This window comes from Amycolatopsis sp. NPDC058986 (assembly GCF_042741125.1).
GTDB lineage: Bacteria > Actinomycetota > Actinomycetes > Mycobacteriales > Pseudonocardiaceae > Amycolatopsis.
This window is the reverse complement of sequence record NZ_JBHYJW010000018.1, coordinates 78,979-100,437: the sequence shown is the minus strand read 5'-3', so window position 1 is coordinate 100,437 and position 21,459 is coordinate 78,979. Positions and strand designations below refer to the sequence as shown.

General features: G+C 67.2%; 22 protein-coding genes. 11 read left to right on the top strand and 11 right to left on the bottom strand.

Going from position 1 to position 21,459, the window contains the following annotated elements; all coding sequences use genetic code 11:
• Nucleotides 1–53 precede the first annotated feature (53 nt).
• The 3 genes from ACFW0G_RS18220 to ACFW0G_RS18210 all read left to right on the top strand — a co-directional run bounded on the left by ACFW0G_RS18220 (nucleotide 54) and on the right by ACFW0G_RS18210 (nucleotide 2,310).
• Nucleotides 54–248 carry a DUF3046 domain-containing protein gene (locus ACFW0G_RS18220; protein ID WP_378326475.1) on the top strand — a complete coding sequence of 65 codons (195 nt, stop codon included), beginning with the start codon at nucleotides 54–56 and terminating at the stop codon, nucleotides 246–248.
• A gap of 258 nt (nucleotides 249–506) precedes the next feature.
• Nucleotides 507–1,553: a recombinase RecA gene (gene recA / locus ACFW0G_RS18215; RefSeq protein WP_378326474.1), complete on the top strand. Its 1,047-nt coding sequence runs from the start codon at nucleotides 507–509 to the stop codon at nucleotides 1,551–1,553.
• A gap of 229 nt (nucleotides 1,554–1,782) precedes the next feature.
• Nucleotides 1,783–2,310 (top strand): regulatory protein RecX, encoded by a 528-nt coding sequence (locus tag ACFW0G_RS18210; RefSeq protein WP_378326520.1) that lies wholly within the window; start codon nucleotides 1,783–1,785, stop codon nucleotides 2,308–2,310.
• Nucleotides 2,311–2,749: 439 nt separating this feature from the next.
• Here ACFW0G_RS18210 and ACFW0G_RS18205 read toward each other — a convergent pair whose 3' ends face one another.
• The 4 genes from ACFW0G_RS18205 to edd form a co-directional block, all read right to left on the bottom strand.
• On the bottom strand, nucleotides 2,750–3,436 hold the full coding sequence (locus ACFW0G_RS18205; protein WP_378326473.1) for an MAE_28990/MAE_18760 family HEPN-like nuclease: 687 nt from the start codon (nucleotides 3,434–3,436) through the stop codon (nucleotides 2,750–2,752).
• A 10-nt stretch (nucleotides 3,437–3,446) separates the two neighbouring features.
• Nucleotides 3,447–4,574 carry a DUF262 domain-containing protein gene (locus tag ACFW0G_RS18200; protein ID WP_378326472.1) on the bottom strand — a complete coding sequence of 376 codons (1,128 nt, stop codon included), beginning with the start codon at nucleotides 4,572–4,574 and terminating at the stop codon, nucleotides 3,447–3,449.
• Between the two features lie 924 nt (nucleotides 4,575–5,498).
• Complete coding sequence (eda, locus tag ACFW0G_RS18195) at nucleotides 5,499–6,125, bottom strand: bifunctional 4-hydroxy-2-oxoglutarate aldolase/2-dehydro-3-deoxy-phosphogluconate aldolase (protein WP_378326471.1); 627 nt, start codon at nucleotides 6,123–6,125, stop codon at nucleotides 5,499–5,501.
• Nucleotides 6,126–6,210: 85 nt separating this feature from the next.
• Nucleotides 6,211–8,091 carry a phosphogluconate dehydratase gene (edd, locus tag ACFW0G_RS18190; protein ID WP_378326470.1) on the bottom strand — a complete coding sequence of 627 codons (1,881 nt, stop codon included), beginning with the start codon at nucleotides 8,089–8,091 and terminating at the stop codon, nucleotides 6,211–6,213.
• Nucleotides 8,092–8,348: 257 nt separating this feature from the next.
• On the opposite strand from edd, the gene ACFW0G_RS18185 reads away from it, so the two are divergent.
• From ACFW0G_RS18185 to ACFW0G_RS18165, 5 genes are all read left to right on the top strand, one after another.
• Nucleotides 8,349–8,636 carry a hypothetical protein gene (locus tag ACFW0G_RS18185; protein WP_378326469.1) on the top strand — a complete coding sequence of 96 codons (288 nt, stop codon included), beginning with the start codon at nucleotides 8,349–8,351 and terminating at the stop codon, nucleotides 8,634–8,636.
• Nucleotides 8,633–9,451 (top strand): hypothetical protein, encoded by an 819-nt coding sequence (locus tag ACFW0G_RS18180; protein WP_378326468.1) that lies wholly within the window; start codon nucleotides 8,633–8,635, stop codon nucleotides 9,449–9,451. The genes ACFW0G_RS18185 and ACFW0G_RS18180 overlap by 4 nt, the downstream gene beginning before the upstream one ends.
• A 58-nt stretch (nucleotides 9,452–9,509) precedes the next feature.
• A complete protein-coding gene (locus tag ACFW0G_RS18175) occupies nucleotides 9,510–11,426 on the top strand; it encodes a fumarate reductase/succinate dehydrogenase flavoprotein subunit (protein WP_378326467.1) in 1,917 nt (638 codons plus the stop codon).
• Between the two features lie 76 nt (nucleotides 11,427–11,502).
• Complete coding sequence (locus ACFW0G_RS18170) at nucleotides 11,503–12,255, top strand: succinate dehydrogenase/fumarate reductase iron-sulfur subunit (protein WP_378326466.1); 753 nt, start codon at nucleotides 11,503–11,505, stop codon at nucleotides 12,253–12,255.
• Nucleotides 12,256–12,297: 42 nt separating this feature from the next.
• Entirely contained in the window at nucleotides 12,298–12,990 is a 693-nt protein-coding gene (locus ACFW0G_RS18165) for a YoaK family protein (protein WP_378326465.1), read from the top strand.
• Between the two features lie 3 nt (nucleotides 12,991–12,993).
• Here ACFW0G_RS18165 and ACFW0G_RS18160 read toward each other — a convergent pair whose 3' ends face one another.
• Entirely contained in the window at nucleotides 12,994–13,335 is a 342-nt protein-coding gene (locus ACFW0G_RS18160; protein WP_378326464.1) for a hypothetical protein, read from the bottom strand.
• Here ACFW0G_RS18160 and ACFW0G_RS18155 point away from each other — a divergent pair.
• Nucleotides 13,330–13,656 carry a hypothetical protein gene (locus ACFW0G_RS18155; protein ID WP_378326463.1) on the top strand — a complete coding sequence of 109 codons (327 nt, stop codon included), beginning with the start codon at nucleotides 13,330–13,332 and terminating at the stop codon, nucleotides 13,654–13,656. The two genes, ACFW0G_RS18160 and ACFW0G_RS18155, sit on opposite strands and share 6 nt — an antisense overlap.
• A gap of 53 nt (nucleotides 13,657–13,709) precedes the next feature.
• Here the strand turns inward: ACFW0G_RS18155 and ACFW0G_RS18150 are convergent, their stop codons facing one another.
• From ACFW0G_RS18150 to ACFW0G_RS18130, 5 genes are all read right to left on the bottom strand, one after another.
• A complete protein-coding gene (locus tag ACFW0G_RS18150; protein WP_378326462.1) occupies nucleotides 13,710–14,444 on the bottom strand; it encodes a class I SAM-dependent methyltransferase in 735 nt (244 codons plus the stop codon).
• A 151-nt stretch (nucleotides 14,445–14,595) separates the two neighbouring features.
• Entirely contained in the window at nucleotides 14,596–15,465 is an 870-nt protein-coding gene (locus ACFW0G_RS18145) for an amino acid ABC transporter permease (protein ID WP_378326461.1), read from the bottom strand.
• 76 nt (nucleotides 15,466–15,541) lie between these two features.
• Nucleotides 15,542–16,189, bottom strand: coding sequence for an amino acid ABC transporter permease (locus ACFW0G_RS18140; RefSeq protein WP_378326460.1), 648 nt, complete (start codon nucleotides 16,187–16,189; stop codon nucleotides 15,542–15,544).
• Nucleotides 16,190–16,283: 94 nt separating this feature from the next.
• Nucleotides 16,284–17,192: a transporter substrate-binding domain-containing protein gene (locus tag ACFW0G_RS18135; protein ID WP_378326459.1), complete on the bottom strand. Its 909-nt coding sequence runs from the start codon at nucleotides 17,190–17,192 to the stop codon at nucleotides 16,284–16,286.
• Nucleotides 17,193–17,247: 55 nt separating this feature from the next.
• Complete coding sequence (locus tag ACFW0G_RS18130) at nucleotides 17,248–17,976, bottom strand: amino acid ABC transporter ATP-binding protein (RefSeq protein WP_378326519.1); 729 nt, start codon at nucleotides 17,974–17,976, stop codon at nucleotides 17,248–17,250.
• A gap of 346 nt (nucleotides 17,977–18,322) precedes the next feature.
• On the opposite strand from ACFW0G_RS18130, the gene ACFW0G_RS18125 reads away from it, so the two are divergent.
• Entirely contained in the window at nucleotides 18,323–18,985 is a 663-nt protein-coding gene (locus tag ACFW0G_RS18125; protein WP_378326458.1) for a response regulator transcription factor, read from the top strand.
• 4 nt (nucleotides 18,986–18,989) lie between these two features.
• The gene (locus ACFW0G_RS18120) at nucleotides 18,990–20,378 is read left to right on the top strand and encodes a sensor histidine kinase (protein ID WP_378326457.1); all 1,389 of its coding nucleotides are present in this window, start codon (nucleotides 18,990–18,992) and stop codon (nucleotides 20,376–20,378) included.
• A gap of 114 nt (nucleotides 20,379–20,492) precedes the next feature.
• Here ACFW0G_RS18120 and ACFW0G_RS18115 read toward each other — a convergent pair whose 3' ends face one another.
• Nucleotides 20,493–21,428, bottom strand: coding sequence for a TAXI family TRAP transporter solute-binding subunit (locus ACFW0G_RS18115; protein WP_378326456.1), 936 nt, complete (start codon nucleotides 21,426–21,428; stop codon nucleotides 20,493–20,495).
• Nucleotides 21,429–21,459: the final 31 nt, after the last annotated feature.

The window sequence follows — 21,459 nt, the reverse complement described above, 5'->3', positions numbered from 1 at the left end:
GCGTTCGACGCCCATAAGGTGGCCTTAACGGCACGTCGCCTAGGATCGAGCCGATGCGTATCACGGTTTTCCGGCGGCTGATGGCCGAGGAGTTCGGGCCCGGCCGCGCCGAGATCCTGTCCAAGGACCACGTGTTCAGCGGGCTCGGCGGCCGGACCGTCGAGCAGGCGCTGGCCGCGGGGACCCCGGCCAAGGAGATCTGGCGGGAGGTCTGCGCGGCCTTCGACGTCCCGCCCGAGCGGCGCTGACATCGGTACTGGACAGCACTAGGCCCGCACTGACCTGCGCGGATCCGGCCCGGCGCGTCCGGAGCGGGTGAAAAATCCTAGCCGAAGGGTGTGTCGCTGCCGACCTCGAACACGTGTTCGTCTAGGGTGTTGTCCACAACGGGGCCAGCGATCCACAGATCGGGCGCCGCGCCGGGAATTGTCGGTCCCCGCTCGTAGTGTCGGACCCGACAGCAGAACCGAACAGCCCCACAGGCTCCAACCAGCGAGGTGGACTTCATGGCACCAGCAGCACCCGACAAGGACAAGGCGCTCGAGCTTGCCCTTGCGCAGATCGACAAGCAGTACGGCAAGGGCTCCGTCATGCGCCTCGGCGAGGACACCCGTCCGCCCATCGCCGTGATCCCCACCGGTGCGATCGCCCTCGACGTCGCCCTCGGCATCGGCGGGCTGCCCCGTGGCCGGGTCATCGAGATCTACGGCCCGGAATCCTCCGGTAAGACCACCGTCGCCCTGCACGCGGTGGCGAACGCCCAGCGCAACGGCGGTATCGCGGCGTTCATCGACGCCGAGCACGCGCTCGACCCGGAGTACGCCAAGGCGCTCGGCGTGGACACCGACGCGCTGCTCGTCTCCCAGCCGGACACCGGTGAGCAGGCGCTCGAGATCGCGGACATGCTGATCCGCTCCGGCGCGCTGGACATCCTGGTCATCGACTCCGTGGCCGCGCTCGTGCCCCGCGCCGAGATCGAGGGTGAGATGGGCGATTCGCACGTCGGCCTCCAGGCCCGGCTGATGAGCCAGGCGCTGCGGAAGATCACCGGTGCGCTCTCCAACTCCGGCACCACCGCGATCTTCATCAACCAGCTCCGCGAGAAGGTCGGCGTCATGTTCGGCTCCCCGGAGACCACCACCGGTGGTAAGGCGCTGAAGTTCTACGCCTCGGTCCGGCTCGACGTCCGCCGCATCGAAACCCTCAAGGACGGCGGCGAGGCCGTCGGTAACCGCACCCGCGTCAAGGTCGTCAAGAACAAGGTCGCCCCGCCCTTCAAGCAGGCCGAGTTCGACATCCTCTACGGCGTCGGCGTCTCCCGCGAGGGCTCGCTCATCGACATGGGCGTCGACCAGGGCATCGTGCGCAAGTCCGGCGCCTGGTACACCTACGAGGGCGACCAGCTCGGCCAGGGCAAGGAGAACGCCCGCCGGTTCCTGCGGGAGAACCCGGACATCGCCAACGAGATCGAGAAGCGCATCAAGGAGAAGCTCGGCATCGGCCCGCAGCTCGACGCCGAAGCCGAAGCGGTGCCCGCGCCAGTGGACTTCTAGTGAAGGGGGTGGGGTGGAGTGTGCTCGCGGAACGCGCTCGCCCAAGCCCTTCACCAGGTGTCTTTTGGGGGTCGAACCCCCAAACCCCCGCCAGGGGGCAAGCCCCCTGGACCCCCGGTGGTGGTTGCGTTCCGTGGTGACGTCACCGGGTTTGGTGGTGGGTCACCGGGTTCGTGAGGTTGGTTCGTAGTGGCAGGAGTGGGAGTTTCGCGTGGGTCGGGTGTCCAAAGTGGATCCTATGGAGCTGGCGCCTGAGGAGCGGCGGAAGAAGGCCAAGGAGATCTGTTTCGATCTCCTGGCCGCCCGTCCCCGGACCCAGGAGGAACTCCGGCAGGCGTTGAAGCGCAAGGGGTTCGACGAGGAGACCAGTGAGACCCTGCTCGGCAAGCTCGATCGGGCGGGGCTGGTCAACGACGCCGAATTCGCCGAGTCGTGGGTGAAGAACCGGCACGCGAACCAGGGCCTGTCCCGCACCGCGCTGATGGCCGAACTCCGGCGCAAGGGCGTCGACGGCGAGATCGCCGCGCAGGCGGCGGAGGGAGTCGACAGGGAAAGCGAGGAGGAACGCGCACGGGAGCTGGTCCGCAAACGGCTCGGCTCACTGGGCAACGTCGACGAGCAGACCGCGATCCGCAGGCTCCTCGGGTTCCTCGCCCGCAAGGGATACCCGCAGGGGCTGGCGTACACGGTGATCCGGGACGAGCTCCGCGAGTACGGCGCGGAGACGAGCATGCTCGACGACGCCGTCCCGGACTGACCGGCCACTTCGCAACCTTCGGGCGGGGCTGAGATGGAGGTGGCTGCCTCGCGGCCATCAGGCCCGGTGCCGGCGAATCGGCCGTGTTCTCAACGATGCCTTGGTGATTTCGCATTTGCTGACAGAGCCTCGCTGACATAAACATTACACGGAACATTGGCCCAAGCCGGAGCGTGACTACGAAATCGTACTGGATTCGTAAGGACGGTTGTTGCGGGGACTGAGGACGGGTGGGCGTAAGTTTTATTCGCAATGAACCGACAGTCGGAAGGCTATCGGCCGGGTTGGTGTGGTTCTCCGCGAGGAAACGAAGGGCGGCCAATTAGCATGGAAGCGCTCGATCTGTAGTTCGGGGAAGGAGCCGGATAGTAGCGAACATGTTAGCGAGATAGGGTACGGGTAGGTGCATGTTCCCTGCTTTTGGAACTTTTTCTCGACTCTACCACGGAACAGATTTTGTAAATTTATGTAGTTGACGGGCGAGTGCGCGATCTGCTCGAGTGCAGAATTTTCGGACAGCTGCACGGTACTGAGCAATATCCAAGTATGTGGCCTCAGCTGAGAAATCCCCATGGGCAATGTTGTTTCTCTTGCTCACTAGTTCATCGATTCGCAGGATTAGGCGACCGCGATGGACGGAACTTCGCGTGATCGCCGAAAAGATGTCATCGATATCCCAAATTTGAAATGCTCGTCGCAGGGATTTCACATTTGGAGTCTTCATCCAGACAAGGAGGCGCCCCGCGTCCAGCTTTCCAATAGGTGCCTTCTCGTCCCAGAGCCAACTTTCTTCCTTGCTGTACTGGGCCAACGACGCAGCACGTCTCTCCCAGTTCATTGCGGCGATATCGTCCATGGCCTGCCGTGCGTGTTGAAGCTTTAGTTTTTCAGGCAGGGTCGTAGCTCTGGCGTTTGAGCAGCATAAGTAGTCGACAGCCTCCTCGTATAGGTCGTATATGTAGCGTTCAAAATGACTCGATAAGAGAACTACCTCAGATCTGCCGATCGCTCGGACAATCTCGGGTCTCCGGAGCCCGCTTCCCTCTTGCGGGGATGGATTCGCTCTCTGTAACGCCTTTATCTCTTCAAGCCCAATCAAGAGACCATGTAGAGCATTGGACGGCATGGCGGTTCCTCTACCCGCGCTTTGAGGGGTAGGGCACCTCACCCAAGGCGCCGAGGTTGACATTAACTCCGGCTCCTCTGAAGGCATCGGCTACATCTTTGATTCGACCATATGTCTTGGCGCGATCTCCAGTTGATCGCCGAATTTTTTCACCAAATCCAGCATCTAAGAACAATGACCCCAAGCTTTCTCGGACACCGACAGAATTCTCGTGGGCCGCCCGCTTGTCGCAGACAGAAAAGACTAGTGATTGAGCCTCAAAGACGGCGCGGTTGATTACTCGTTCAACAGGTTTACCTCGCTTATCGGTAACGCGAAATGCTGTTGGGCCCAAGATGTCGGCAATAACTTCCATCGTCTCTTTAAATATCTTTCGTTGCGCCGAGATCCATTCGTCAACCGGCTCGCGATTATCCTTCATGTACTCGTTTAGGAAGCGCACCAACGGTGTCCTGTATTGGGGGAGGCGATCTCGAAGCGCAAAGAACCGTAAGATCAACTCCTGATCAACCATACGCTTTCGCGCTCTTGGTGTGTGAAGGCACTTGCGAAAGGACGGATCCGTCTCCAGTTCGGTTAGCAGGTTGCCAAACTTGCCTAAGTTTAGGCCGTGTCGAATTTCCTGGGCATTGAGCGCTAGTCCCCCGGTGTTCAGGCGTTCGAAGACTTCAAACTTCATTGCCGAAGACGAGTCGACGCCGATGATAGTCGCTCGCATCATTCGCGTTCGGAGAAATCTTTGCTCCCGAACTGGCAGCTGGTGGAAACGTAGCCCTTTGAATTCATCTTGTATTTTCAAGCCACTCAAAGGGAACTGATTGTCCAGATACCTGACTACTGTGTATACCCGCTGATGTCCATCTACGATTTGGTATGTAGCATCTTCGGTTTCTGCGAAGAATAGGACGGGAATCGGTATGTTCAGCAATAATGATTCGATTAATCTGCTGGCTTTGGCGTTGTCCCAAACATATTCCCGTTGAAACTCAGGAATAACCAGCGTCTTGTCGTCCCATTGCTCCTTTAGGGTGCTAATGGAGAGATCGTAGGCTTGGGTGTGAATTTGGCGATCGGCCGGAGGAAAGTCGTTAGGATCAGAGTTGTCATTCTCGCCGAGATCCAAGTCCTCGTCGGCCATTACACTGCTCCGTTCACTGTGTTGACTTGCTTGCGTCAGTGCCCCACCCTAGTCGCAACGTCGTCGCTCAAGCGGGTGATGTTACGTCGTCGGCGGCATGTTTGGCTGGTTCAGAGGCTGAATTACCGCGCAGAGTCTGGACGTCGTCATGTGTGGCATAGCGGCGCAAGCTCGTTGTCAACATCCCAGCCACGCGGGGTCGGTCGACTCAGCGAGTTCGGCATGGTCTTGCTGCGCGCGGTCGCCTGCCGAAGGCCCGGCAGCCTGGTCACCCGTCCTGTCTCACCGCCTGGCTGTGCTCGGCGCCTTGCTAGGGATGCTAGGGAAGTGTCGGTCGATGACCACGCGGATGTCTCCGGTGACGCAGCCTCTCGCGCGCCTCATCTGACTGTTCTCCGCGAGATGGATCGGTGCGAATTCACGCTCGTCTGCGACGACTGAGCGTCATCTCGGCCGCGCTATCCGATTAACTTGCCAAGCTGCGCAAGGCTGGCGTTGTCGTGACCTGCTGGAGCAGAGACCGACCTTTGACCACCTCACGCCCACGGGGACCTCGCGAAGTAGCTGTGGCGCTGCAAGCCGTGCCAGCGACAGCGTGCGACGCCGTCCTGTCGTATCTCGAACCTGGCTCCAGGCGGCTGCTTAGGGTGGGCATCGGTGAACGCGTTCCACCCGTCACAACCGGTGTTCCTGCAGCCAAAGAAATAGGGCGGATGGCTACGAATTACCTGTCAGGCACGACATGACAAAGCACAGCTCTCCAAGGTCACGAATATGTAACTGAATGAGACTCGGTGCTAGGAGCACGTTAGGCCTGACTTGTCAGTGCGCGCGACCGGGCGTGCCGAGCATCGCACTGGAGCGGGCTTTGCCAGGCCGTTCCGGCAGCGAGGTGAAGTACCCAGCACAGCCGTGACGGCCTACTTACCGAGCCAGCGTGGCCGCCTCGGCGGCGAGCTGCTCCACCGTCGCGAAGTCCTTCTCCGCCAAGGACTTCTTCGGGGTGAGCCACGAGCCGCCGATGCAGCCGACGTTCGGCAGCGCCAGATAGTCCGGCGCGGTCGCGACGGTGATGCCGCCGGTCGGGCAGAACCGCAGTCCGGGCAGCGGGCCGGCGATCGACTTCAGGTACGCGACACCGCCGCTGGCCTCCGCGGGGAAGAACTTCAGCGCGGTCAGCCCGCGTTCGGCCAGGCGCATCGCCTCGGACACCGTGCTCGCCCCGGGCAGGAACGGCAGTCCGGTCGCGAACGCTGCCTCCAGCACCGCGTCGGTGGTGCCCGGGGTGACGAGGAACTTCGCGCCCGCGTCGGCGGCTTCCTTCGCCTGCGCGGGCGAGGTGACCGTGCCCGCGCCGATGACGATCTCCGGCACCTCGGCCGCGACACGTTCGATCGCGGCGAGCGCCACCGGGGTGCGCAGGGTCAGCTCGATCACGCCGATCCCGCCCGCCAGCAGCGCCCGCGCGGTGGGCACGGCGTCCGAGACGTCGTCGATCACCACGACGGGCATCACGGGGGACAGGTCGAGCAGGTCCGCACCGGTGGTCACGTGACCAACCTCCACTTTCGCGTTCTCTGGCGTGCCCAGGACAGGGACGCGCCGCCTATCTTGCCTCGTCGCCGATCCCGGGACGCTACGACGGGACACCGGCGGGCGACGGCATGCCGAAGTGCTCCGGGGTGAGGGGCCCGAACACGCTCGCGCCCTGATCGGCGGGGCCGACGGCGCGGCGCAGCGCACCGAACAGCTCACGGCCGGTGCCGACCCACGACGCCTCCGACGGCGGCGCGTCGACCAGCTCACGCGCCGCGAACTCGTCCTCGGCCACCAGCACGTCCAGCGTTCCCGCGCGGGCGTCGAGCCGGACGACGTCGCCGTCGGCGATGCGGGCGATCGGCCCGCCCGCCGCCGCTTCCGGGGTCACCTGGATCGCCGCCGGGATCTTGCCCGAGGCACCCGACATCCGCCCGTCGGTGAGCAGCGCGACCTGGTACCCGCGATCCATCAGCACCCCGAGCGCCGGAGTGAGCCCGTGCAGTTCCGGCATGCCGTTCGCCCGCGGCCCCTGCTGCCGGATCACGACGACGACGTCACGATCCAGTTCGCCCGCTTCGAACGCCGTCTTGAACGCCGCCTGGTCGGTGAACACCCGCGCCGGGGCCTGCACGATCCGGTGCTCGGGCGCCACCGCGGACACCTTGATCACCGCCCGCCCGAGATTGCCCTCGACCATCCGCAGCCCGCCGTCGGCCGCGAAGGGACGCCACACCGGGCGCAGCACCTCCTCGTCGAGGCTGCGCGTCGGCACGTCGCGCCACACCAGTTCGCCGTCGGAAAGAATCGGCTCCTGCCGGTACCGGTGCAGCCCGAACCCGGCGACGGTGTGCACGTCCTCGTGCAGCAGACCGGCGTCGAGCAGCGTGCCGACGAGGAACTGGATCCCGCCCGCGGCGTGGAAGTGGTTGATGTCCGCGCTGCCGTTCGGATACACCCGCGCCAGCAGCGGTACCACCGCCGACAGCTCGGAGAAATCGTCCCAGGTGAGCTGGATCCCCGCGGCCGCGGCCACCGAGACCAGGTGCAGGGTGTGGTTGGTCGAACCGCCGGTGGCCAGCAGCGCGATCAGGCCGTTGACGAACGCTTTTTCGTCCAGCACCTGGGAAATCGGCGTGTAGGACGCACCGCGCGACAAGGCGACGACGCGGCGTCCGGCCTCTTCGGTAAGCGCTTGCCGGAGCGGCGTGTTCGGCTGCACGAAGCTCGCGCCGGGCAGGTGCAGGCCCATCACCTCGACGACCATCTGGTTCGAGTTCGCGGTGCCGTAGAAGGTGCAGGTGCCCGCCGAGTGGTAGGACGCGGCTTCGGCGTCGAGCAGGTCTTCACGGGTGGCGAGGCCCTCGGCGTAGAGCTGGCGCACGCGGGCCTTTTCCTTGTTGGGCAGCCCGGAGTTCATCGGCCCGGCGGGCACGAGCACCGCCGGGAGATGGCCGAACGACAACGCGCCTGCCAGCAGGCCCGGCACGATCTTGTCGCACACTCCGAGCAGCAGCGCCGCGTCGAACATGTCGTGCGAGAGCGCGATCGCCGTCGCCATCGCGATCACCTCGCGGCTGAACAGCGACAGCTCCATCCCGGCACGGCCCTGGGTGATCCCGTCGCACATCGCGGGCACACCGCCGGCGAACTGGGCGACGCCGCCCGCGCGCCGCACCGACTTCTTCAACCAGGCCGGGTAGTCCTGCAGCGGCTGGTGCGCCGACAGCATGTCGTTGTAGGAGGACACGATCGCCACACCGGGCGCCCGCGCCGCGCGCAATGCCTCCTTGTCGACACCGTCCATCGCGGCGAAGCCGTGCGCGAGGTTGCTGCATGCGAGGCCGCGGCGGACCGGCCCCTCCTGGTGGGCCGCGGCCATCCGGTCGAGATAGGCGGAACGGGTCGTCGCGCTGCGCTCGGCGATGCGCCGGGTGACTTCGGCGACGGTGTCGTTGAGGGGACGGCGGGGAGAGCTCATGTCCGGCTCCGGATCACTGGTGGGGGACGTGGTCCGCGGGACGGCAGCGCTGGCGCCTCTGGGTCGTGACAGTGGCCACAGTACCCCGGGGTGAACGCCGGATCAAAATCGATCCAGAAGAAAGCCTGGCGTGACCCCGATCACGTCCTGTTTGGCTAGTGTGCTACTTGTCACACTGCACAACACGCGGCAGAGTCGGGTGATGGCGAGTTGATCGCCTCCGGCTCTGTCGGCCCACCGAACCCGGGAGGCTACCGATGTCCACCACAGAGCTCGCCGAACTCCGGCGAACGATCGGTCAGTTGCGGCAGTGCGTCGGCGCGCTGCGCTCCCGTTACGGCGACGCTTCGGCGGTGCGCCGCCTGGCCAACGACGTCGAACGGCTCGACATCGACAGCGCGGACCTCGACGGCGCCCAGATCCCCGTGCCCGCGCAGGCGAAACCCGTCGAGCGCGTCCCCGTTCCCGATACGCCTTACGATCCGGCGCTGTGGCACGGCGCCGACGACGAAGGCGTTGGTGGCTACAAGCGCGACCAGCGGTGAGCGCCCCCGCCCGTGACGGCGTCGGTGTCCGCTCGTCCTCGCGCGCCTCGATCGCCGACAAGACGCTGCGCACCGACCGGTGGTGGCTCTCGCCCCTGCTCACCGTGCTGGGGCTGGCCACCTTCATCGTCTACGCGACGGTCCGCGCGTTCGTGCGCACGGCGTACTGGGTGCCGGAGTACCACTACCTGACGCCCTTCTACTCGCCGTGCGTGTCGACGTCGTGTGTCGAGGGGTCGAGCCATTTCGGCCACTGGTTCGGGGAACTGCCGGGCTGGATCCCGCTGGGCTTCCTCGTGCTGCCGTTCCTGCTCGGCTTCCGGCTCACCTGCTACTACTACCGCAAGGCCTACTACCGCTCGGTGTGGTTCTCCCCGCCCGCCTGCGCGGTCGCGGAGCCGCACGCCAAATACACCGGCGAGACGCGGCTGCCGCTGATCATCCAGAACGTGCACCGCTACTTCTTCTACGTCGCGGTGATCGTCTCGCTGGTCAACACCTACGACGCGATCACGGCCTTCCACGGGAAGACCGGCGGTTTCGGCTTCGGCCTCGGCAACATCATCCTGCTCGGCAACGTGATCCTGCTGTGGGCGTACACGCTGTCCTGCCATTCGTGCAGACACGTCACCGGCGGGCGGCTGAAGCACTTCTCCCGGCATCCGGTCCGGTACTGGATGTGGACCCAGGTGACGAAGCTGAACACGCGCCACATGACACTCGCGTGGACGACGCTCGGCACGCTCGTGCTGACCGACTTCTACGTGATGCTCGTGGCGAGCGGCGCGCTCGCCGACCTGCGTTTCGTCAACTGACGCGGAAAAATCCCCAGACAAGACAACGGCGTCCAGTCCCCCGAGGTGGCTCACTTACATGACCGAGGTCGAACGGCACAGCTACGACGTGGTGGTGATCGGTGCCGGTGGCGCCGGTCTGCGCGCGGTGATCGAAGCGCGGGAACGGGGTTTCAGCGTCGCGGTGGTGTGCAAGTCCCTGTTCGGCAAGGCGCACACCGTGATGGCCGAGGGCGGCTGCGCGGCGTCGATGGGCAACGCCAACGAGAACGACAACTGGCAGGTCCACTTCCGCGACACCATGCGCGGCGGGAAGTTCCTCAACAACTGGCGGATGGCCGAGCTGCACGCCAAGGAGGCGCCGGACCGGGTCTGGGAGCTGGAGACCTACGGCGCGCTGTTCGACCGCACCGCGGACGGGCGGATCAGCCAGCGCAACTTCGGCGGGCACACCTATCCGCGGCTGGCACACGTAGGTGACCGCACCGGGCTCGAGCTGATCCGCACGATGCAGCAGAAGATCGTTTCACTGCAACAGGAGGACTTCAAGGAGCACGGTGACTACGAGGCGCGGATCAAGGTCTTCGCCGAATGCACGGTCACCGAGCTGCTGACCGACAACGGCGCGATAGCGGGTGCCTTCGGGTACTGGCGCGAGAGCGGCCGGTTCATCCTGTTCGAGGCGCCCGCCGTGGTGCTCGCGACCGGCGGGATCGGCAAGTCCTTCAAGGTGACGTCGAACTCCTGGGAGTACACCGGTGACGGGCACGCGCTGGCGCTGCGCGCGGGCGCGAAGCTGATCAACATGGAGTTCGTCCAGTTCCACCCGACCGGGATGGTCTGGCCGCCGAGCGTGAAGGGCATCCTCGTCACCGAGGGTGTGCGCGGTGACGGCGGCGTCCTCAAGAACTCCGACGGCAAGCGGTTCATGTTCGAGTACGTGCCCGAGGTCTTCAAGGGGCAGTACGCCGAAAGCGAGGACGAGGCCGACCGCTGGTACACCGATCAGGAGAACAACCGCCGCACCCCGGATCTGCTGCCCCGTGACGAGGTCGCCCGCGCGATCAACTCCGAGGTCAAGGCGGACCGGGGGTCCCCGCACGGCGGTGTGTTCCTCGACATCGCGAGCAGGCTCCCCGCCGAGGAGATCCGTAAGCGGCTGCCATCGATGTACCACCAGTTCAAGGAGCTGGCCGACGTCGACATCACCAAGGAGGCGATGGAGGTCGGGCCGACCTGCCACTACGTGATGGGCGGCATCGAGGTCGACCCGGACACCGCGGGGGCGAGCGTGCCCGGGCTGTTCGCCGCGGGCGAGTGCTCGGGCGGGATGCACGGTTCGAACCGGCTCGGCGGCAACTCGCTGTCGGACCTGCTGGTGTTCGGCCGCCGGGCCGGACTCGGCGCTGCATCCTATGTGGACGGATTGACCACGCGGCCCGCGGTGAAACAGTCCGATGTGGACGCCGCGGCGAAGACGGCGCTGGCGCCGTTCGATCCGCCCGCCTCCGGGCAGGCGGAGAACCCGTACAGCCTGCACACCGAGCTGCAGCAGTCGATGAACGACCTGGTCGGGATCATCCGCAAGGCGGGGGAGATCGAGCAGGCGCTGGCCAAGCTCGCCGAGATCCGCCAGCGCATCGGCCGGGTCACCGTCGAGGGGCACCGGCAGTTCAACCCCGGCTGGCACCTGGCCGTCGACCTGCGGAACATGCTGCTGGTCAGCGAATGCGTCGCGCGGGCCGCGCTGCTGCGCACGGAAAGCCGCGGCGGGCACACCCGCGACGACCATCCGGGCATGGATCCGCAGTGGCGCAACAAACTCCTGGTCTGTTCCGCGAAACCGGGGGAGAACCCGGTGGTACCCGACGTCGACGTCGTCGTGCAGCCGCAGGTGCCGCTGCGCCAGGACCTGCTGGAGCTGTTCGAGTTCGGCGAGCTCGGGAAGTACTACACCGACGAGGAACTCCAGGAGCACCCCGGGAGGCAGGCATGAGCGACGCTTGCGAGCGAATCATGGATATCATGCGCCAAAAGGGATTGGACGCTGTCTCGCGGAGCGAGGCGATCGCATGAGCTACAAGGCGAGCTTCCGGGTCTGGCGTGGTGACGCGGACGGCGGGGAACTGCAGGACTTCACCGTGGAGGTGAACGAGGGCGAGGTCGTGCTCGACATCATCCACCGCCTGCAGGCCACCCAGGCGTCGGATCTCGCGGTGCGCTGGAACTGCAAGGCGGGCAAATGCGGTTCGTGCTCGGCGGAGATCAACGGCAAACCGAGGCTGCTGTGCATGACACGGATGTCGACGTTCACCGAGGACGAGGTGATCACGGTGACGCCGATGCGGACGTTCCCGGTCATCCGGGACCTGGTGACCGACGTGTCGTTCAACTACACCAAGGCCCGCGAGATCCCGTCCTTCACGCCGCCCGCCGACCTGAAGCCGGGCGAGTACCGGATGAAGCAGGTCGACGTCGAGCGCTCGCAGGAGTTCCGCAAGTGCATCGAGTGCTTCCTGTGCCAGAACACCTGCCACGTGGTCCGGGACCACGAGGAGAACAAGGAGGCCTTCGCCGGGCCGCGGTACCTGATGCGGATCGCGGAGCTGGAGATGCACCCGCTGGACGTCGCCGACCGGCGGGACGCGGCGCAGGAGGAGCACGGCCTCGGCTACTGCAACATCACCAAATGCTGCAGTGACGTGTGCCCGGAGGGCATCCACATCACCGACAACGCGCTCATCCCGATGAAGGAACGGGTGGCGGACCGCAAATACGATCCCATCGTGTGGCTGGGCAACAAGCTCTTCCGCCGGGATCGGTGAGGCCGGCGGGAGATCGGCGCCGGATGATGTTGTACTGCATGGGTGTCCGCGCCGAACCCCGCCGACGAACCGCCCGTCGAACCCCGTGATCTCGTCGTCCTGCTGCTGATCCTGACCGTGGTGAGCGGCATCGTCGACGCGGTCAGCTTCCTCGGCCTCGGTGACGTCTTCGTCGCGAACATGACCGGGAACATCGTGTTCTTCGGCTTCGCCGCGGCGGGGCAGGTCGGTCACTCGATCCTGCCCTCGCTCACGGCGATCGCCGCGTTCCTCGCCGGCGCGTTCGCCGGGGGACGGCTTTCGCGGCGGGCACACGGCCGGGCGCTGCTGCGGCGGGCCACGATGCTTCAGGCAGTCCCGGTGACGCTGGCCGTGGTGGTCTCGGCGGTCTTCGGCAGCGCCGGCCGTCCCGCCGCCGAGGTGCTCATCGTGCTGCTCGGGTTCGCCATGGGCCTGCAGAACGCGGCGGCGCGGGACATCGGGCTGGCCGATCTGCAGACGACGGTGTTCACCCGGACCGTGACCGCGCTCGCCGCCGACGCGAAAGTGGCCGGTGGCAAGGGATCCCGGCCCGGCCGGAAGCTCACGGTCATCGGCGCGATCCTGCTCGGCGCCCTCGTCGGCGGGCTGCTCCAGCTGCACGTCGCGACCTGGACCGCGCTCGCACTTGCCCTGACGCTGATCGTGACAGTCTCCGTCGTTCTGCGCGTCCGAGAGGGCAGGACGGCGGATTGAGAGTCAGCCGGGAAGCTGTGCGCCGTCCGGGAAGTCGGTGGACCGGGTCAGCTCGGCCCACTCCTGGATCTCCTTGTCGACGGCGGCGCGACCGTTGGTGATCAGGCGCGGCGCGTCGGAACCGAGCACCAGGTGGGCGGGCGGGTTCGGGACGTCGATGACCTTCAGGACGGCTTCCGCGGCTTTCCGCGGATCGCCGAGCTGGTTACCGCCGGCGGCGAGACGGTGCTCGCGGACGGGGTTCATCACCGCGTCGTAGTCCGGAATGGACCGGTCGGTGCGGATCATCGAGCGGCCGGCCCAGTCGGTGCGGAAGGACCCCGGCGCGACTGCGATGACGTGCACGCCGAAGGGGGCGACCTCACGGTGCCGTGCTCGCGCCACATCCCGATCGACGTCGCCATCGCCGGATACGGACACGAGGTTCCGGCGATCGACAAGGCGTGGCGCACCCTCCGCGGCATCGCCGAGCGTGCCGGAGTTCCCGCCGGGGCCGGGCCACTAGACGCCGCCGCGGTCGCGTCGGCGCTGGTGTGGATGACCGAACGCGTCTTCTACCAGGCCACCGTCACCGGCAGCGCACTGGACGAGGCGGCGGCGACCCTGTACCACGGATGGCAGGCGACCTTCGGCATCCCGCCGGACAAGCCCGCGCGGATCACCTGACAGCACGCCGATCACGTGAGTGACGCGGCGGGGAGGACGACAGTGCCGCCGGTTCAGGCTCGGTGTGCGCTGTAGACGGCGAAAGTCGGCATATCCCTTACGGTCCGCCAGAACTGCTCGCCACGTTCGGCCGCGGCGGCGGGCGGCACGGTCACCGGCTGACGCCGCAGGTCGGTCAGACCCGCCCGGACGAGCGCGGCTTCGACCACGCCCGGCGGCCAGAAGAACGATTCGAAGTCGAACGGCGGATCGGTGTCGACGTGCACGGTGGTACGGGTCCGGCCGTTCGATTCGCCGTGAGCGATGACGTGCAGGCCGTACCGCGCGTACTCCGCGAGGGTTTCCCAGTCGGCTTCGGGATTCGGGAACAGCGCCACGAGTGTCCCGTCGGGGCGCAGGTTCGCGGTCATCCTGGTGATCATGGTGTCGAGCTCCGCTTCGCTCTCCGCGTAGCCGAGCAGCCAGACCGAGGTGACGATGTCGAACGCGCCGATCACCGGCACCGTCAGCGCGTCGTGCACCTCGTACGAGATCCCGAACGGATCACGTTCTTCCAGGCGCTGCGCGTGCGCGATCATCTCCCGCGAGGCGTCGACACCGACCACGCGGTTCGCCCCGGACCGGCGGAACAACCGGGGATAGAACCCTGTCCCGCAGCCGATGTCGAGCACCGACTTCCCAGCGGGATCGGGCACCGCCGCGAGCAGGGTGGCCGTTTCGGCGAGTCCGATGGGGATGCGCTTGACCTCTTCGTAACGCGCGTTGAGGACGTCGTACTGGTCCGGCATCCGGCCGCTCCTCCCGCGTGGGATCCAGCTTCGACGCTAGCGATCCGATCCACGGGGCGACAGGTGCGAGTGGTGGATCGGCCCGTGCGGGCGGTGGAAAACACCGGTGCCCCGCTGCCGAAGGCAGCGGGGCACCGGGAGAGCGCGAGGGTCAGACGGTACCCGCGTCATTGGTGAGGACGACCTGCTCGGCCTTGTTGTCCGTCTCGATGTGCTTCTTGCTGCGCCGGTTGCGCCGCTCCAGGTACGTCGCGAGCGCGGTCAGCAGCAGGCACATCGCGACGTAGATGACGGTCGCGACGATCGTCGCCGGCACGATGGGGCGGCCGAACTCGCCCTGGGTGCCGATGTAGCGCGCGTAGTACAGCAGTTCCTGGAACGTGATGATGAAGCCCAGCGCGGTGTCCTTGAGCAGCACCACCAGCTGGCTGATGATCGTCGGCAGCATCGCGCGCAGCGCCTGCGGCAGCAGGACGGTGAACATCACCTGGGTCTTGCGCATGCCCAGCGCGTACGCGGCTTCGCTCTGTCCCTTCGGGAGGGACTGAATGCCCGCGCGGAAGACCTCGGCCAGCACGGATCCGTTGTACAGCGTCAGGCCGAGCACGACACCGAGGAACGGCGTCATCGGCACGCCGAGCACCGGAAGCCCGTAGTAGAACAGGAACATCAGGATCAGCGCTGGGATCGCGCGGAAGAACTCGACCACGAAGGTGCAGATCCCGCGGATCCAGGCGTGGTCGGACAGCCGCCCGGCGGCGAACACCGCGCCGAACACGATCGCGAGGACCGCGGCCAGCGCGAACGCCTTCAGCGTCCAGCCGACGGCGGTGAGCAGGTCCTCCTGGACCTTCGTGTACTCCAGCCACTCCCATTTGCGGCCGTCGAACTGGCCGGTGTCGGCGAACCGGTACACCACGAACCCGATCAGCGCCACGATCACCAGTACGCCGACGACGGTGTAGAGCCGGTGCCGTGTCCTGGCCTTCGGCCCAGGGACGTCGAACAGAACGTTACTCATGCGATCGCCTCGCTCCGCGAGACAGTGTTGGATTCCTTTTGGCGCATGATTTCCATGATTCGCTCGCAAGCTTCGCTCATCGCGCCACGCTCCAGCGCTTCTCCAGGCTCCGCTGGATCAGGGACAGGACGGCGACCAGGATGATGAACCCGAGCGCGATCCACAGCAGACCGACCAACTGGTTCTCACCCCGCTCGGAGAGGTACTGCCGGATCGCGCCGGCTTCGGCGACCGAGAAACCGGCCGCGATGGTGGTGTTCTTCAGCAGCGCGATCAGGGTGCTGATCAGCGGTGGTACCACCGAGCGCAGCGCCTGAGGCAGGATCACCGAGCCCAGGATCTGGCCGAACTTCAGTCCCAGCGCTCGGCCCGCCTCGGCCTGGCCGACCGGGACGGTGTTGATGCCCGAGCGCACGACCTCGCAGATGAACGCCGAGGTGTACAGCGTCAGCGCCACCACCGCGGCGGTGAAGAAGCTCAGCTTGACGATTTCCAGCAGGGGATAGGCGAAGACGAAGAACGCGAACACGAGCGTCAGCGGCGTGTTGCGGACCACCGTGACGTAGGTGGCGCCCATACCCCGGAACACCGGCACCGGGCTGACCCGCAGCATGGCGAGGATGGTGCCCAGGACCAGGCTGCCGACCGCCGCCAGCGCGAACAGCTCGATGGTGGTGAGAAAGAAGGGACCGAAAAGATCCAGGTTGTCGAGCAGGACGTTCATGGAGCCTTCCCCGCTGCTGTGACCGACGGTTGTGGTGGACGGTGGGCGTGGGGCGGCCGGTGAACCGTGCGAGGTTCACCGGCCGCGTACGGGATCAGTAACGCTTGATGGCGGGCGGGGTCGCGGTCGAGCCGGACTTGCCCAGGGTGGCGTCGTAGATCTTCTTCCAGGTGCCGTCGTCGATGGCCTTCTGGAGGATGTCGTCGATCTTGTCGCGCAGCGCCTTGTCGTCCTTGTTCAGGCCGATGCCGTAGGGCTCCTCGGAGAACGGCTTGCCGACGACCTTGAGCTTCTCCGAGTCCTGCGAGGCGAAGCCCTTGAGGATGGCGTCGTCGGTGGTGACCGCGTCGACCTCCTTGGACAGCAGCTTCTCGACGCACTGCGAGTACTTCTGGAACTCGACGATGCTGCCGCCCGGCTCGGTGAGCTTCTGGTCGCGGACCCGCTGGATCGGGGTCGACCCGGTGACCGAGCAGACCTTCTTGCCCTTCAACGTCTCCGGGCCGGTGATCGAGCTGTCGTCCTTGCGCACCAGCAGGTCCTGGCCCGCCTGGTAGTATGGACCCGCGAAGCCCACCTGCTGCTTGCGCTTGTCGCTGATCGTGTACGTGCCGACGTAGTAGTTGACGTCGCCGTTGGCGATCGCCTGCTCACGCGCACCGGAGTCCACGGTCTTGAAGGTGATCTTCTCCGGGTCGATGCCGAGACCCGCGGAGACCAGCTTCGCGATCTCGATGTCGAAGCCGGCGAACTTGCCGGTGGTGGCGTCCTTGCTGCCGAGGCCGGGCTGGTCGTCCTTGGCACCGACGGTCAGCGCGCCGGCGGCCTTGATCCTCGCGAAGACCGGCGAGCCGGCGACGTCGACGTTCTGCGCGACAGTGTAGGTCGGCAGCGCCGCGGCGGAGCCACCCGGCGAGGAGGGCGTGCCTTCCTTGCCGCACGCGGCCATGGTGAGACCAAGACCGCCGACGAGCGCTACCGCCGTGAGGGCGCGGATCCTCATGTAACTCTCTCCTGTATCTCTGGTCGACACGGCACGAGCGCGCCGCGACAGGGTGCTAATGGGTCAGGATCTTGCCGAGGAAGTCCTTCGCCCGGTCGCTCTTCGGCTTGGTGAAGAACTCGTCCGGGGTGGTGTCCTCGACGATCTCGCCGTCCGCCATGAAGAGCACGCGGTTCGCGGCGCGGCGGGCGAAGCCCATTTCGTGGGTGACCACGAGCATGGTCATCCCGTCCTTGGCGAGCCCGGTCATCACGTCGAGCACCTCCTGGACCATTTCCGGGTCCAGCGCCGAGGTCGGCTCGTCGAACAGCATCACCTTGGGCCGCATCGCCAGCGCGCGGGCGATCGCCACCCGCTGCTGCTGACCGCCGGATAGCTGCGCCGGGTACTTGTCCGCCTGGTTGGCGATCCCGACGCGGTCGAGCAGTTCCATCGCCGTCTTGCGGGCTTCGGTGGCGCCGATCTTGCGGACCTTCACCGGTGCGAGCATGACGTTCTCGACGATCGTCTTGTGCGCGAACAGGTTGAACGACTGGAAGACCATGCCGACGTCGGCGCGCAGCGCGGCCAGCGCCTTGCCCTCGGCGGGCAGCGGCACGCCGTCGACGGCGATCTCGCCGGAGTTGATCGGCTCCAGCCGGTTGATCGCCCGGCACAGTGTCGACTTGCCCGACCCGGACGGCCCGAGCACGACGACGACCTGGCCGCGCGGAACCTCGAGATTGATCTCCCGGAGCACGTGCAGGTCGCCGAAGTACTTGTTCACGGCGGCCGCCTTGATCATCGGCGTCGCCACCTCCGTGGTCATCTGGCCTCCAGAGTTGTCCGTCGTCCCGTAATGCGGCATGGATCACCACGCGTTGGCGGAAACCTACCGCCGCCGGACGCTTTGTAAAGACGGCTTGAGCAATACTTAGGGTTTCAAGTACGTATCGATAGCTGCCGTGGCCCCAGCGAGCACTCCTGCGTCCGGCGCTGCTCAGCCTAGTCGGGGACGGGGCGGCGCGTTACCGGGGTCACAGCCCGCCGGTCACGCGGCGTGACGGTGCGGGTGGCCGCGCGGGCCCCGGGGACGGGCACGTCCTAGAGTTTCCGGCTACCACCGGGCGGAGTAGCAGGGAGGTCGGCGGGTGCGGGTGCTGCTCGTGGAGGACGACGACCGGGTCGCGGGCGCGCTCATGCCGGCACTGACCCGGCGCGGGCTGGCGATCACGCGGCTCGCTTCCGGCGCGGGAGTACTCGATCGGGTGGCCGACGTCGACGTCGTCCTGCTCGACCTCGGGCTGCCCGACATCGACGGCGTGGTGCTGTGCCGCCAGATCCGCGCCGTCAGCGACGTCGCGGTGATCGTGGTGTCCGCCCGCGGCGAGGTCGACGACCGCATCCAGGGCCTGCGCGCCGGCGCCGACGACTACCTGGTCAAGCCCTACGACGTCGAAGAGCTGCTGGCCCGCGTGGAAGCGGTCCGGCGACGGCGCGGCGAGCCCGGCCCGGGCGGCGTGGTCGAGCTCGGCGACGTCAGCGTCGACCTCGCCCGGCACGAGGTGCTGGTGGCGGGGGAGCCGGTCGCCTTGTCCCGCAAGGAGTTCCAGGTCCTCGCGCTGGTGGTCGGGGCGCGCGGGGCGGTGTGCTCGCGCGAGCACGTGCTGACCGAGGTGTGGGGGCACCGCGGTCCCGCGGAGAGCCGCTCCCTCGACGTCCACGTCGCGACCCTGCGCACCAAGCTCGGCAGGCCCGCGCTGATCGAGACCGTCCGCGGCGTCGGTTACCGGCTCGGCACGGGACGGGGCTGAGCGGATGCGGGTCCGGCTGCAGGGCATCGTGCTGACGCTCGTCGCGCTGCTCGTGTTCGGACTCGGCATCCCGCTGGCGCTGAGCAGCGCGGGCAGTGTGCAGCAGGAGCTGTTCCTCGACCGGCTGACCGACACCTCCCGGTTCGCCTCGCTCGCGCAGCGGCCGCTGCTGGAGAACCGGCCCGACCAGCTCGAACCGCAGCTGCGGCGCTACACCGAGGTCTACGGCGTCCAGGTGCTGGTGTTCAACCAGGACGGTCAGATCGTCGTCAGTTCGCTCGGTGGCCGTCCGGCCGACTCCGGCGCCGTCTCGGGCCCGGTGCACGACGCGCTCGCCGGGCGGCGGGCCGAGCTCGGCGACCTGCTGACCCCGTGGAAGGCCGCGCCGCTGGTGCTTTCCGAGCCGATCCTCATCGACGGCGAGGTGCGCGGGGCCGTCGTCACGGTGTCGTCCACCGATCGCGCCCGCACCAAGGTCGTCTGGCTGTGGCTGCTGCTCGTCGCGGGTGGCACGCTCGCGTTCGGACTGGCCCTGCTGGTCGCGATCCCGGTCGTGCGCTGGATCCTGCGCCCGGTGCACCGGCTGGACGAGGCGACCGGCGAACTGGTCGCCGCCGTGGTCAGCGGCCGCGACGCCGCGCCGGCCGGGGAGAGCGGCGGCCCGCCCGAGCTGCGGCAGCTCGGGCGCTCGTTTGACCGGATGGCCGCCAGTGTGTCGGAGGCGCTGGCCGCGCAACGGGCGTTCGTCGCCGACGCCTCGCATCAGCTGCGGAACCCGTTGACAGCGTTGAAGATCCGGCTCGGCAACCTCGACGGCCACGTGGACGACGAACCGGCCGCCGCCGATCTGGAGGCCGCCATCGTGGACGCCGGGCGGCTGCACCAGATCCTGGACGGGCTGCTGTCGATGGCCAGGGCGGAGGCGTCCGGCGGCGAGCTGGTCCCGGTGGTGGTGGACGAGGCCGTCGAGGACCGGGCCGCCGACTGGTCGGTGGTCGCCGCCGCCCGGGACATCCGGCTCGAAACGGAGAGCACGGGCGAAGCGCTCCGCGTCCTCGTCCCGCCGCGCGGGGTCGAAGTGGTGCTCGACGCGCTGCTGGACAACGCGCTCAAGTTCACCGCGCCCGGCACCGAGGTCCGGGTTTCCGTGCGCCGGGACGGCGATCGCGTCACGCTCGCCGTCCGTGACCACGGCCCCGGCCTGCGGCCCGACGAACTCGAACGGGCACTGGACCGGTTCTGGCGCAGCAGCGCCCACCAGAACGTCCCTGGCTCGGGGCTCGGGCTGGCGATCGTGAACGAGATCGTCGCGCTGTCGAACGGCGAACTGAAGCTGGATCTGCCCGAGGGCGGCGGCCTGCGCGTCTCGATGACCTTCCCGATCGCTGCTTGAACGCTGCCGCGAGTCCCACGTGCGCCGCGGGGATCGAGGCTTGTGTCCACAGAGGACCGCATTGGCGCTGAACGCACCGAAGGCGTCCCTCGGTGCGGCGGCACGGGAAACCGGTCAGGGCTTGAGATCGCGGTAGTACCGCAGCGCGCCGGGATGCAGGGGCAGCGGCGCGGTTTCGATGCCGGGGTGCACGTCGATCGAAAGCGCGGCGGAATTCGCCCGCGCCAGCTGCGACCGGGCGTCGAACAGGCTGCGGACGAGCGCCTTGGCGACGTCTTCCGACATCGACGACGGCACCACCAGGAAGTTCGGCACCACCAGGGTGGTCACTGGGCCCGGCTGGTGGTAGGTGGTGGCCGGGATCGTCGCGGTGCCGTACACCGCGCTGATCGCGTGCATCCGGGGCAGCAGGCCGCCGATGTCGAGCAGCCGGAGCCCGGTCGCCTGGGTCCGCTGCGTGATCGCCGGGGTCGGCAGGCCGCCCGACCAGAAGAACGCGTCGATGTCGCCGCGGACTAGCGCGTCGAGAGAAGCGGTGAGGCCGAGCTGCTGGACGTTGTCCGTGCGCAGCCCGGCGACCTCGAGCAGCCGGTTGGCGATGTACGCGACGCCGGATTCCGGGGAGCCGACCGCGATCCGGTGACCGCGCAGGTCCGCCACCGACCGGATCGCCGAATCGGCGCGGACCACGACGTGCAGGTAGTCGTCGTGGATCCGGGCGAGGGTGCGGAGCCGGTCCGGGCTCTTCGCGGCCCGGTCCGCGGCGACGTCCGCGGCCGCGAACGCGACGTCGGCCTTGCCCGCCAGCAGCCGGTCGACGTTCTCCGGCGAACCGCCGGTCTGCTGGATCTCCGGCCGTTCGACGCCGAGGTCGTGCGCCCACGCCGTCGCCAGTGGCTGGGCGAGCTGGTCGTAGACGCCGCCGGTGTTGCCGGCGGCGATGCGCAGCCGGGGGAGCCCGTCGAAGTCCGTCCCGCAGCCGGTCAGCAGCGCGCAGCAGGCGAGCACGGCCGTCACCAGTGCCGTCACCGTGCGCCCGCGTCGCGTCACCACCACAGGGTGGATCGTGCCAGACGCGGAC